The 12,639-nt window shown below is 67.3% G+C and carries 11 protein-coding genes; 6 read left to right on the top strand and 5 right to left on the bottom strand.

What is annotated here, in order from left to right:
* Positions 1-21: 21 nt before the first annotated feature.
* Positions 22-726 carry an MgtC/SapB family protein gene (locus O5K39_RS02855; RefSeq protein ID WP_271145773.1) on the bottom strand — a complete coding sequence of 235 codons (705 nt, stop codon included), beginning with the start codon at positions 724-726 and terminating at the stop codon, positions 22-24.
* Between the two features lie 97 nt (positions 727-823).
* Here O5K39_RS02855 and O5K39_RS02850 point away from each other — a divergent pair, with 97 nt between their 5' ends.
* Together O5K39_RS02850 and O5K39_RS02845 are read left to right on the top strand one after the other, a co-directional pair.
* On the top strand, positions 824-2,035 hold the full coding sequence (locus tag O5K39_RS02850) for a winged helix-turn-helix domain-containing protein (RefSeq protein WP_271145772.1): 1,212 nt from the start codon (positions 824-826) through the stop codon (positions 2,033-2,035).
* 66 nt (positions 2,036-2,101) lie between these two features.
* Positions 2,102-3,784, top strand: a complete 1,683-nt coding sequence (locus tag O5K39_RS02845) for a M20/M25/M40 family metallo-hydrolase (protein WP_271145771.1) — start codon at positions 2,102-2,104, stop codon at positions 3,782-3,784.
* A gap of 3 nt (positions 3,785-3,787) precedes the next feature.
* On the opposite strand, the gene O5K39_RS02840 is transcribed toward O5K39_RS02845, so the two are convergent.
* Together O5K39_RS02840 and glpK are read right to left on the bottom strand one after the other, a co-directional pair.
* Entirely contained in the window at positions 3,788-4,873 is a 1,086-nt protein-coding gene (locus O5K39_RS02840; RefSeq protein ID WP_271145770.1) for a phosphotransferase family protein, read from the bottom strand.
* A gap of 30 nt (positions 4,874-4,903) precedes the next feature.
* Positions 4,904-6,406 (bottom strand): glycerol kinase GlpK, encoded by a 1,503-nt coding sequence (glpK, locus tag O5K39_RS02835; protein WP_271145769.1) that lies wholly within the window; start codon positions 6,404-6,406, stop codon positions 4,904-4,906.
* A gap of 111 nt (positions 6,407-6,517) precedes the next feature.
* On the opposite strand from glpK, the gene O5K39_RS02830 reads away from it, so the two are divergent.
* Positions 6,518-7,366 carry a hypothetical protein gene (locus O5K39_RS02830; RefSeq protein WP_271145768.1) on the top strand — a complete coding sequence of 283 codons (849 nt, stop codon included), beginning with the start codon at positions 6,518-6,520 and terminating at the stop codon, positions 7,364-7,366.
* Here the strand turns inward: O5K39_RS02830 and O5K39_RS02825 are convergent, their stop codons facing one another.
* Positions 7,367-8,110: a TMEM175 family protein gene (locus tag O5K39_RS02825; protein ID WP_271145767.1), complete on the bottom strand. Its 744-nt coding sequence runs from the start codon at positions 8,108-8,110 to the stop codon at positions 7,367-7,369. It abuts the gene before it with no gap.
* 459 nt (positions 8,111-8,569) lie between these two features.
* Here O5K39_RS02825 and O5K39_RS02820 point away from each other — a divergent pair, with 459 nt between their 5' ends.
* The 3 genes from O5K39_RS02820 to O5K39_RS02810 all read left to right on the top strand — a co-directional run bounded on the left by O5K39_RS02820 (position 8,570) and on the right by O5K39_RS02810 (position 11,745).
* Positions 8,570-9,919 (top strand): site-specific integrase, encoded by a 1,350-nt coding sequence (locus O5K39_RS02820; RefSeq protein WP_271145766.1) that lies wholly within the window; start codon positions 8,570-8,572, stop codon positions 9,917-9,919.
* Between the two features lie 82 nt (positions 9,920-10,001).
* The gene (locus O5K39_RS02815; protein ID WP_271145765.1) at positions 10,002-10,832 is read left to right on the top strand and encodes a type IV toxin-antitoxin system AbiEi family antitoxin domain-containing protein; all 831 of its coding nucleotides are present in this window, start codon (positions 10,002-10,004) and stop codon (positions 10,830-10,832) included.
* Positions 10,819-11,745: a nucleotidyl transferase AbiEii/AbiGii toxin family protein gene (locus O5K39_RS02810; protein WP_271145764.1), complete on the top strand. Its 927-nt coding sequence runs from the start codon at positions 10,819-10,821 to the stop codon at positions 11,743-11,745. The genes O5K39_RS02815 and O5K39_RS02810 overlap by 14 nt, the downstream gene beginning before the upstream one ends.
* 100 nt (positions 11,746-11,845) lie before the next feature.
* On the opposite strand, the gene O5K39_RS02805 is transcribed toward O5K39_RS02810, so the two are convergent.
* Positions 11,846-12,484, bottom strand: a complete 639-nt coding sequence (locus O5K39_RS02805) for a hypothetical protein (protein ID WP_271145763.1) — start codon at positions 12,482-12,484, stop codon at positions 11,846-11,848.
* Positions 12,485-12,639: the final 155 nt, after the last annotated feature.

Genomic DNA, 12,639 nt, shown 5'->3' with positions numbered 1-12,639 from the left:
CCACGATGATTCCGGTCGTGCTCAGTCGTCGCGCGGATCGATCGTGACCCCGCCCAGTCCCGGAACGGCCGCCAGGTCGTCGGCCAGGGTGGCGAGGTCTCCGGCCTTGATGCGCAGGCGAAAGGCCTCGCTGCGGGCGGACCGGTCGGGCTCGATCTTCTGTTCGGTGATGCGAAAGCCGGGATCGACGGCGGCCAGCCGGCGCTCCACCTCTGCGCGGGGACCCGAGGCGCTGCCTGGCCAGGAGACGGCGACGTCCACCGTGATGAGCCCGGGCAGCGCCTTGGCCACCATCCGGAGCAGAACCAGAATGGCCAGGGTCACGACCGTGCCCGTGACGCCCAGCCCATTCAGCCCGGCTCCGAACAATATGCCCAGGGCCGAGGTGATCCACAGCGACGCCGCCGTGGTCAGGCCGTGGATCGACAGGCCGGTGCGGAAGATCACGCCGGCGCACAGGAAGCCGATGCCGGTCAGGACGCCGTGGGCCATCCGGGTCGGGTCGGTGACGATGTTCTCGTCCGGCAGGGCCTGGAACGCCCAGTCGGCCTGGGTCATGGCCGCCTGCATCAGCAGAGCCGACGCCAGACAGACCAGGATGTGGGTGCGGAACCCTGCCGACCGCCCTCGCCACTCGCGCTCCAGCCCGATTGCCCCGCCTGCGATCACGGCGCCGATGATGGGTGGGCCGTGAGCCTGAAGGTCGGAAAGCCAGTCCTCGATCATGATCCGTGAACGGACGGCCTGGGGTCGTGTTCCGTCAGGTCCGATTTCGGCCAGACCGCCCGATGACGGGGCCCAAGACTTGGGCCACCATGGCGAAATGACGATCGAGATCACCTCAGCCCAGGCCCGCCGCATCGCCCTGGCCGCCCAGGGTTTCGGCCGGCCTGCGTCGGCCGAGCCGGGCACGCGTCAGGTCAACGACCTGGTCCGACGGCTGGGCGTGGTCCAGATCGACAGCGTCAATGTGGTCAGCCGGACGCACTATCTGCCGCTGTTCTCGCGGCTCGGTGCCTATGACCGGGGTCTGCTGGAGCGCGCCGCCTGGGGGCCGGGCAAACGCAGTCTGTTCGAATACTGGGGCCATGAGGCGTCCTTCCTTCCGGTCGAGAGCCAGCCCCTGCTGCGCTGGCGAATGGCGCGGGCTCAGGGTGGCGAGCTGTGGACCGGGCTGGCGCGGTTCGGACGCGAACGGCGCGACTATATCGACGGCGTCCTGACCGAGATCGAGCGTCGTGGGTCGGTGACGGGCGCGGACTTCGCCGCCGGGCCGCGGGGAAAGCCCGGCTGGTGGGAGTGGTCGGACGGCAAGCGGGCGCTGGAGTGGCTGTTCTGGTCGGGCTTCATCACCACCCGGACCCGCCGGGGTTTCGAGCGGGTCTATGACCTGACCGAGCGGGTCCTGCCCGCCGCCGTCGCCGACGCCCCGACCCCGGACGACGCGGAGGCCCAGAGGGGGCTGATCCTTATCGCGGCCCGCGCCATGGGGATCGCCACCGCCGCTGACCTGCGCGACTATTTCCGGCTGTCGCTGGAGGATTCGCGAGCCCGGCTGGCCGAACTGGTCGAGGCGAGGGCCCTGACTCCCGTCACCGTGCGGGGTTGGTCCAAACCGGCCTATCTGCATCCCGAGGCGAGGCGACCCCGCCGCGTCGAGGCCTCGGCGCTCCTGTCGCCGTTCGACAACCTGATCTGGTTCCGGGACCGGACAGAGCGGCTGTTCGGCGTGCGGGTGCGGCTGGAAATCTACACCCCGGCGCACAAGCGCGAGCGCGGCTACTACGTCCTGCCCTTCCTTCAGGACGAGGCGATCACCGCCTGCGTCGACCTGAAGGCCGATCGTCAGAAACGCGCCCTGCTGGTTCAGGCCGCCTGGAGCGAGCCTGAAGCCGACGGCGACACGCCGATCAGGCTCGCCACCGAACTGCGCCGGATGGCCCCATGGCTGAATCTCGACACCGTCACAGTCGTCGGGCGTGGCGACCTGGCCCCGGCGCTGGAGACGGCGCTGAACGCTGGGCCGCCGATCTGACCTGAACTCCGGCGACAAGGGCTGTGCGCCGCGCTAGGCTCGTTGCGACAACAGAGGGTGATGCGGATGACGGTCGGGTCAAGCGGTGCGGTGGCGGCCATGTCCCTCCAGGCCGAAAAGCGTATCACCCAGGCTCTGCGAGACGCCGGAGCCGTCTCGCCCGACACCGCCATCGCCCTGGCTCCAGGCCGCCTGATCCAGCGAGGGGCGCTGCGTCGCCTGGTGCGTCGCAGCGCCGTCGTCGAGGCCGGCGAGGGCCGTTACTGGCTGGATGATCCGGCCTATCAGGAGATGCGCAACACAAGGTCCAGCCGGGCGATCCTGTTGTTGTTCGGCCTGGCCGCCGTGCTGGTCATCGGTGCGGCCGTCTTCGTGAGCAAGGCGGGGGCCCAAACGCCGACCGTGGCGCCGCAACCGCGTCCGGACCAACTGGCCTTCCGCGCCCTGTACGAGGAACTGGTCGAGACCAACACCACCCTGTCCGAAGGCGACTGCACCCTCGCGTCCAACCGGATGCTGGCCCGGCTGACCGCCGCCGGTTACTCGGCCGAGGACGCCCAGGTCATCGTCCCCGAGGACCAGCCCAAATTCGGTTCGCTGGTCGCCACCCTGAAAGGTTCGGACGCGTCGGCCCCCGCCATCCTGTTGCTGGCCCATATCGACGTGGTCGAGGCGCGGCGGTCGGACTGGCAGCGCGATCCCTTCACCCTGGTGGAGGAGGACGGCTATTTCTATGCGCGCGGCGCTTCGGACGACAAGGCCCAGGCCTCGGTCTGGGTCGACACCTTCATCCGGCTGAAGGCGGAGGGATTCCAGCCCCGCCGCACGCTCAAGATGGCCCTGACCTGCGGGGAGGAGACCAACGATCACTGGAACGGCGTCCAGTGGCTGCTGGAACATCGGCCCGAGACGCTCAGCGCCGGTTTCGCCCTCAATGAGGGCGCGGGCGGCAACCTCGACGCCGACGGCAACCGTCTGGCCCTGAACGTCCAGGCGGGTGAGAAGGTCTATCAGGACTTCACCCTGACCCTGACCAACCCCGGCGGGCACTCGGCACGGCCGAGGAAGGACAATGCCATCGCCGCGATGGGGGCGGGGCTGGACCGTCTGGTGAGGCACGACTTCCCGCTGGAGGTCACGCCGGTCACCCGCGCTTATTTCACCGCCCTGATCCAGACCTCACCACGGTTTGCCGACGACCTGCGCCTGCTGACCGCAGAGGTGCCGGATGCGGCGGCAGCCCTGGGGCTCGGGGCGGCCAATCCGGTGTGGAACGCCATGCTGCGCACGACCTGTGTCCCGACCCTGATCGAGGGCGGCCATGCGCCGAACGCCCAGCCCCAGAAGGTCGAGGTCAACGTCAACTGCCGCATCCTGCCCGGCCACACGATCGCGGAGACCCAGGCCGAGATCGAACGGGTCCTGGTCGTGCCGGGCGTGACGATCGCCACGGTCGGCGAGCCCAGCCCGATCGCGCCGCCGCCGCCCCTGACGGCCGAGATCCTCGACCCGGTGCGCCAGGTCGCGGGCCGGATCTGGCCGGGCGTGCCGGTGGTGCCGACCCTGTCGACGGGGGCCACCGATGGCCGCTTCACCAATGCGGCGGGCATCCCGACCTATGGGATGACCGGGATGTTCACCGACCCGGACGGCAACGGGGTCCACGGCCTGAACGAGCGGCTGCGCGTGCGGTCCCTCTATGAAGGTCGCGACTTCCTCTACGAGGTGGTCAAGCTTTACGCGAAATAGGCGTCAGGCCCCCGCCCGCTTCGCATAGGTCCAGGCCGCGTCCGACAGGGGTCCGACCTGGGCCGCCATGGACCGGGCGTGGGCGCTGGCCGCCGTGCCGTCGCGGACCCGTCCGGCGATCCCCTGGCAGATCGCCGCCAGCCGGAACAGGTTGTAGGCCAGCAGCCAGTTCAGGTCGGCCGGCACGCCTGCGCCGGTCTTCTCGGCGTAGCGCTCCGCTGTCTCTTCCAGCGTCGGGATGCCGAGTGCCTTCAGGTCCGCGCCCGCAAGCCCGTTCCTCTGGCTGGCCGGCAGGACCCAGCCGATCAGCATGTAGGAGAAGTCCGCCATCGGATCGCCGAGCGTCGACAGTTCCCAGTCCAGCACCGCACGAACCTCGGGCCCGTCGGCGGCGACGATCAGGTTGTCGAGCCGGAAGTCGCCGTGGACGATCCGTGTCGGCCCCTGCACCGGCAGGGTCGCGGGCAGGAATTCGATCAGCCGGTCCATGGCCGGGACCGGATCGATCTCGGACGCCCGATACTGTTTGGTCCAGCGCCCGACCTGACGTTCGAAATAGTTGCCGGGCTTGCCGTAGTCGCCCAGGCCGATCGCGGCGGGATCGAAGCCGTGCAGACGCGCCAGGGTATCGGTCTGGGCCTCATAGATGGCGCGCCGTTCTGCGGCCTCCAGCCCCGGCAGCTTGAGGTCCCACAGGACCCGGCCCTCGACCTTGTCCATGACGTAGAACATCGAGCCGATCACGGCGTCGTCGGTGCAGAGGGCATAGGGCCGGGCGACCGGGAAGCCTTGCGCGTGCAGGGCCGAGATCACCGTGAACTCGCGGTCCATGGCGTGGGCCGAGGCCAGCAGGACGCCCGGTGGCTTGCGACGCAACACATAGGCCCGGGTCGGTGTCGTCAGTTCATAGGTCGGGTTCGACTGGCCGCCCTTGAACTGGCGGATCGTCAGGGGTCCGGCATAGCCCTCGACATTGTCGCGCATCCAGGCGTCGAGAGCCCCCGCGTCCAGCGCATAGCGGGGATCGACCTCGCGCGTGCCGCCGAACGTGGCCTGGGCATCTTCGGAACTCGTGGCGGCGTCGGTCATGGGCTTCCTCCGGCGTCCTTTGCGGACGCTCTATTCGCTGGCGATGATGGCGGCGCGGACGGCCCCGCGCCATCCCTTGAGCAGGCGGTCGCGTTCGGCCTCGTCCATGCGGGGCGTCCAGACGGCGGGGGCCTCCGAGGCATGGGCGGTCAGGTCAGGGATCAGGCCGACGCCGAGCGCCGCCAGCTTGGCCGCGCCCAGGGCCGTCATCTCCTGGAACGCCGGCCGCTCGACCGTGACCTGACAGATGTCGGCGACGAACTGCATGGCAAAGGCATTGGCGGTGACCCCGCCGTCGACCTTCAGCACCTTCAGCGGCGGGGCCCCGTCGGCGGCCAGGGCCTCCAGCAGGTCATGCGTCTGATAGGCCAGGGCCTCCAGCGCGGCCCGCACGAAATGGGCCGGGCCGGTGTCGCGCGTCAGGCCGACGACGGCCCCGCGCGCGTCCGGCTTCCACCAGGGTGCGCCCAGACCCGTAAAGCCGGGCACCAGATAGACCCCGCCGTTGTCCTTCAGCCCCTGCGCCACCCCTTCGGACTGGCGCGATTCCGAGATCATCCCGACCCCGTCCCTCAGCCACTGGATCGCCGACCCCGCCGAGAAGATGGAGCCTTCGAGCGCATAAGCCACCTCGGGGGCGGCCGCCTCGCCGACCTGATAGCCGAGGGTCCCCAGCAGCCGGCTTTTCGACGCCACCGGCTCGGCCCCGACGTTGGCGACGAGGAAGGCGCCGGTACCGTAGGTGATCTTGGCGTCGCCGGGCATCAGCGCCCCGTGCCCGACCAGAGCCGCCTGCTGGTCCCCCGCCGACCCCGCGATGGGCAGGGGGCGGCCGAACAGGGCGGGGTCGCTCTCGCCCGAAACCTCGGCGCAGCCGACGATGCGGGGCAGTGCGGTCATGGGCACGTCGAACAGGGCGCACAGGTCTTCGCGCCACGCCCGCGTCCTGAGATCCATCAGGGAGGTGCGGCTGGCGTTGGTGGCGTCGGTGACGTGACGAGCCCCACCGGTCAGCTTCCAGACCAGCCAGCTGTCGATCGTGCCGAGTTTCACCTCGCCCTTCGCCGCCCGGTCCCGCATCCCGGTCTTGTCCAGCAGCCAGGCGTATTTGGTCGCCGAGAAATAGGGATCCAGGATCAGGCCCGTCGCCGCCTGCACCGCCGGTTCATGCCCCTCCGCCGCCATCCGCGCCGAGACGTCGGCCGTGCGCCGGTCCTGCCAGACGATCGCCCGGTGCAGGGGCTCGCCCGTGGCGGCGTCCCAGATCACCGCCGTCTCGCGCTGGTTGGTGATGCCGATGGCGGCGAAGCGGCTGATGCCGCCGGCCTTTTTGACCACCTCGCGACAGGTCTGCAGCGTCGCCGTCCAGATCTCGGCCGCGTCATGCTCGACCCAGCCGGAGTGCGGGAAATGCTGGGCCAGCTCGATCTGGCTGATCGCCACGGCCCTCAGCGTATGGTCGTCACACACCTCGAAGGCGATGGCCCGGCTGGAGGTCGTGCCCTGGTCGATGGCGAGGATCAGGTTCGGCATCCGTCGTGTTTAACCGGATGACCGGGCGTAAGCCAAATGGCGCGTCAACGCGTCAAGCTTGGCTTAGGCTCTCTGTGTTAGGGTGGCGGTCCCAGCAGAAAGCTCGGTCCGATGTCGCTCGCCACCCTCGCCCTGTCACAGCCCCGCACGCTCGCGCCGCAGAGCGCGGTCAGCGCCCTGGCACCGTCGGATGCCAGGGCCGCCAAGGCTCGTGCGACGTTGACGGGCATCAAGACCGCGACCGCCGCGCGCGCCGAACAGCCGTCTCCGGTCGAGGACCAGACCCGCAAACAGCGTCTGGCGCGGAAGGACCAGGCCCGCCAACAGGTCCAGGTCCTGGTCGAGCGCATCCGCACCCTCAAACAGTTCGCCTCCGACAACCCCCAGGTCATGGCCAAACAGCTGGCCCAGATCGTCAAGCAGCTGAAATCGGCGCTCAAGGCCTATGCCGAGGCCGGCGGCACGCCCCCGCCCGGTGCCGGCGCGAGCACCGGCATGACCGCCCCGTCTCGGACCACCAAGGCCGAGGCGAAGGCTGATCCTGACGCCGATCCTGCGGTGTCAGAGGGCTCGGATGCGGACGCCGTCGAAACAGAAGCGCCGACCGAGCCGGCTGTCCGACCGGACGCAGAACAGACGGCCGAGGCCTGGACCGCCCTGCGCGCCGAGGTTCGACCCGCCGACATCTACAAGGACATGAAGCACAGGCTTTCCGGCTCCGAGGCCGCCGCCGACATGACCTTCGTCAAGGAGGTCCGGGGCATCGGCAAATGGATCAAGGAGTTGCTCGACAAGGCGAAGGTCCAGATGGCCTTCAAGCCCATGGATGACGAGACGAATACGGCGTTCGAGGACGCCGACGAGGGCTTGAAGGCGATCGACAAGGCCCTGGACGACCTCGACCGGGGTATCCGCGCCTCGTCTCCCGAAGCCGGTCTGTTTGCCGCCCTCTACGCCTGATCAGGCCAGCCCCTCCGGCGCGGCCGCCTTGCGCCGCACGCCGAACAGGCCCCGGCCGCTGCGGCGTCGGTGGATCAGATTGGCGAAATACAGGGTGAAGGGGATGATCCAGTAGGCGAAGCCCGGTGCCCAGGGTGCGATCCGCGTCGGAATGATCCAGGCGAGCGCCGCCGAGAACAGCCCGGCCAGGGTGATCATGCCCCAGATGGCGCGGCTTTCCGCCGCTTCATCACGGTCTTCCTCGGCCAGGCCTGCGACCGTCCCCCGCTTCAGCGCATGGCCGTACAGCAGGAAATACAGCCAGCTCAGGAAGGCGAAGCCGATCCCATAGATGGTGTAGATGATCCGCAGTTGGGCATACGACGCGATCAGGTCGCGCCCCGGCAGCCGTCCCCCCGAGAAATACCCCGCCCCCGCCTCGGTCAGCAGCCGCAAGGGGAAGACGTAGACCAGGATCATGAACACGATCATCAGGCTGAGCGTCGCCGACCAGCTGTCACGGATGGGCGCCAGCCGTCCGAAATTCCTGTGCGCCAGCCAGAACATCACCACCAGCCCGAACCCGCAGGCAAAAGCCGGCACACGGCCGAGCGCATGCAACAAGTCGGCGAAATTCTCGAGCGGATTGGCCCCGGCGATGATCAGCAGGGTCACGGCGAAGGCGAAGGATGCGTCCACGAAGGCGTCAAGCCGCGCGGTCTCCACCGGCCTGACCGTCGACCCCAGATCCTTCTCCACGCTCATGCTCGCCCTCCGCCGCGAAACCTGAAGGATTTCATCGACCGGAGCAATGCGGATGACGGCTGCGTCAGACCCCGTCAGCGCAGAAACAAAAAAGCCCGATTTTGCGACCGGGCTCTTTCTGAACGACTGGAGCGGGCGGGCAAACAGATTCCAAAATCTCGACCCCAACCTTGGCAAACTCACGCAGCCCGGGCGTAGACAGCAAAAAGGCCCGACCTTGCGATCGGGCCTCTTGGTACGACTGGAGCGGGCGAAGAGATTCGAACTCTCGACCCCAACCTTGGCAATGTTGGGGATCAGCATTTCCGGGCTTTTCAGGGCGCTCCAAAATGCGCTCTTACTAACTGTTTTTCATAGGTTTTTACGTTCATCCGATTGCGGAGCGTTTCGGCCGGTTTCGTTTGAGTTGGTAGCGGAGTGGTAGCGGTGGCTCGGAAATGAGCGTATATTTCTATCACCATGACGAAGCAAAAACTCACCAAGCGCGTGGTTGAGAGCGCGCCCGTTCCGGAGACCGGCGAGGGTCGAATCTGGGATAGCGAGATCGCTGGCTTCTGCCTTCGTATCTATCCCGGAACCGAGACCCGACAGGGTCATGCCGCCAAGCCGGTCCGAAAAATCTTCGCCATCAAGTACCGGGTCCGCGGGATCCAGCGCTGGCTGACGCTCGGCGAGCATGGAGACGGGCCGGACAAGCTCACGGCGGATCGGGCTCGCAGGGAGGCGGCGTCGGTCGTGGTCGATGCCCGGCGCGGCATCGATCCCGGCGAAGCCCGCAGGCGCATCGAGGGGCTCACCGTCAAAGGCCTGGTCGAGCTTTATCTGGAGAAGGGGCCGAACGACAAACCGACCAAACGGGACTCGTCGTGGGCCATGGATCGGACCAACCTCGAGCGCCATGTCGTCCCCCTGCTTGGGAAGATGGCTCTTGATACGGTCACTCGGGACCACATCACCGGGATGATCCGATCGATCTCGGCCGGGAAGACGGCCAAGGATGTGAAGACCAAATTTCGAGGTCGTTCCATCGTGAAGGGTGGCGCCGGGATCGCTGACCGGACCTATTCCACCCTGCGGGCGACCTTCAACTGGGCGATCGACAGGGGGCATTTCGCCGGGCCGAACCCCTGCGCCAAGGTCGAGCGCAAGCTCCGGCCGGCGGTCGAACGCTTTCTGTCAGAGGCCCAGGCCCAAGACCTGATCGCCGCCCTCGACGCCCTGGAAGCGGATGCGACGATTTCGGAGCGGCAGGGCGCGGTCTATCGCCTTCTTCTGCTGACCGGCGCGCGGCGCAACGAGATCGCTGGCCTGCGCTGGACGGAGGTCGACTTCGACCGGCGCCGGCTCGTCCTGCCGCCGAGCCGCACGAAGGCCGGCGGCCGCACCGGCGATCGGCGGATTTCTCTGAACGACCTAGCGTATGGAATCCTGCAGCGTCTCTACAAGACCCGCGGTCGAAGCCAGTTTGTCTTCCCGGCCACCAAGGGCGACAACGGATATGCGACGTCCGAATCCAAGATCTGGCGCGACAAGGTGCTGCCCAAGGCCAAGCTGGAAGGGGTGCGCATTCATGACCTGCGCCACAGTTTCGCGAGTTTCGCCCTGGCCGACGGGGCCAGTCTGCCCATGATCGGCAAGGCGCTCGGACATGCCAACAGTCGCGCCACGGAACGGTATGCGCATCTGAGCGACGATCCGGTTCGGGCGCTTGCGGAGCGGATTGGTGAGCGCTTCAGCCCAAGGCTTGAACCTCGGCCGACGCGCTGGATTCCTTCGATTCAATGCTTTAGTTTGACTTTATGGATATGAAGACACTGTGAGTGTCTTGATATGCTTTTTCCCAAACCTGTAAGTTTGACAATATTCATATTAGGACACTAATAGTGTCCAAATGCTAGGAAAGCTAAACAAACTCGAGCGCATTCTGCCGGAAGGCCTTCTGGTCGATTCCGGCTGGATGAACGAGAACGGCTATCCCAATTCTCTCCGTGCCAAATACGTCGCGTCGGGACGCCTGGAACGGACGGCGCGGCGGGTCTATCGCCGTCCACGCGGAACCCTCGACTGGCCGACAGCCGTCCTCTCGCTCCAGGCCCTCCTCGACTATTCCATTGTGATCGGAGGCCGCACCGCGCTCGAGTTGCAGGGCTATGCCCACTACCTTCCTGCCGCCCGCAAGGAAGTTCATCTCTATGGCGACGAGACCCCGCCGACCTGGCTCGCCGACCTGCCGTTGGACGTAGAGTTCAAATATCACCCGTCCCAAAGGCTCTTCCGGAACGCCCGATACTTCGAGGTCGCCCGGCTCCGAGACGACTCCGGCGAAACCGGCCTCCTGGCGGACTGGGCCCGCACCGCGGTGGTCGACACACCGCTGGGCCACTGGCAATGGCCCTTGCGCCAGTCGACGCCCGAGCGCGCCATCCTCGAGCTTCTGGACGAACTGCCGGATCATGAGAGCTTCGACCAGGCGGACCAGTTGATGGGCGCCCTGGCCACCCTCAGCCCGCGACGGCTCCAGCGTCTGCTTGAGGATTGCGTGAGCGTGAAGGTCAAACGCCTCTTCTTCTATTTCGCCGACCGGCACGGTCACGCCTGGCTCAAAGCCCTCGACCGCAGCACGATCGATCTGGGCAGCGGCAACCGTGTGCTCGTCAGGAGCGGCCGCCTCGACCCGACCTACAGGATCACCGTGCCGAGGTCGCTCGATGCCGGTCAGTGACGTCTACGCCCGCCAAGTCCGCCTTCTCGTCCGCACCCTTCCGCTCGTGTTCCAGGAACCCTGCTTCGCCCTGAAGGGCGGCACCGCGATCAATCTGTTCGTTCGCGATCTGCCGCGTCTGTCGGTGGACATCGACCTGACCTATCTCCCCGTCGAGGATCGTAATGCGTCTCTCGCCGCGATCGATGCGGCCCTGAGGCGGATCGCCGACGAGGTCGAACAAGCCCTGCCGGGATCTGTCGTCGTCCGCGGCAAGGGCGGAGCCCAGCCTGTGATCGACAAGCTGCTTGTTCGGGCCGACGGGGCGGTGATCAAGGTCGAGGTGACGCCCGTCCTGCGCGGTGTGGTGTTCGAGCCTGAGATCCGACCGGTTTCGGCGGCGGTGGAAGAGCGCTTCGGCTATGCCGAAGCCCGGATGGTCTCCCACGCGGATCTCTACGCCGGCAAGATCATGGCGGCGCTGGACCGCCAGCATCCCCGAGACCTGTTCGATGTCCGCGATCTTCTGGCCAATGAGGGGATCACCCCGGAGCTCAGACAGGCCTTCGTGATCTATCTGGCCAGCCACCACCGGCCCATGGCCGAGGTGCTCCGCGCCCATCCCAAGGACGTGGCCCAGGAGTTTGAACGCGGGTTCGACGGGATGACCGAAGACCCGGTGGACCTCGAGGATCTTATCGCCGCACGCACGGCTCTGATCACCGCCGTTGTGGATGACATGCCCGAGGCGCACCGCACCTTCCTGATCGGGTTCAAGACCGGCGCGCCCGACTGGGACCTGATCGGCCTGCCCGACGCCGCCCACCTCCCCGCCGTGCGCTGGAAGCAGCAGAACCTCGACCGTCTGGAGCCCGCCCGGCGAGCGGACATGGTCGAACGGCTTCGAGGAACCTGGCTGTCACCTCCTAGCTGACAATCCCTAGGCCGCGTCGCCCGCTGCATCTTGACCGGAGGGTCGGGCGACCGAGCAACGGGTCGCGCTCGATGGGCACGCCGTCGCACCCGACCGCAAGTCAATCGCGTCGTGCGTTGACCCGCCGGACGAGGACGCCCATCGCCCCCGGTTGCAGACGCCACAGGCGACCAGGCCGGGATGCCCCGATGACGAGGGCTTCCTCCCCACTTCCGGGCGCGTAGTATTCTATGCCATCTGCGTCCGACGGTGCCGAGATGAAGCATCCCGGCACATAGCGATTGCTTTTGATGGCCCGGTCGATACGCAAATTTCGGACACGTGCCGGCAGCTTGCTGGTCGCCGCATGGAAGGCGTCGACATAAAGCCACTGCGGCCGATCATCGTCCGCACAATGCTCCCGGAGCGCCTCGAACCCCGGCAGATCACCGGCAAGAAGCAGGCTCGCGCCGAGCAGGGGTGCCGTCTCCAGAGGATCGGAAACGTCCAGGATCAACAATCGGCGGCACTGAGCGATCGCCGCGTCATACTCTCGCCGGTCAAAACAGCATGCGGCGTAGCCGGCGCAGGCCCGCAGATAGGGTCGAGCATGCAGATTGCTCCAGAGGATGCCGAGGTCCGCGTCCAGGCGAACGCCCGCTTCCCGGCGTGCGAGCTCCCGCGCGGCGAGCCAGGCCGTCGCCGCCTCAACAGTCCCAGGTGGCGACACGTCCGCCGCAGCCAGATAGCCGTCGATCAAGGTCGGGTCGGCGCGGATGGCCTCCAAAGCCAGTGCGGATCGCTCGCTTCGCGGCGCCGCGTCCAAGGCGTCGAGGCAAGCATAGGCTTCCTCGCGCGCATCCTGAGGGGTCGCCCTCCAGAACAATCATCGGCATACGCGGTTCATCGCAGTCC

This window comes from Brevundimonas sp. NIBR10 (assembly GCF_027912515.1).
GTDB lineage: Bacteria > Pseudomonadota > Alphaproteobacteria > Caulobacterales > Caulobacteraceae > Brevundimonas.
The sequence above is the reverse complement of the archived record's forward strand: the minus strand, read 5'-3'. Positions and strand labels throughout refer to the sequence as shown.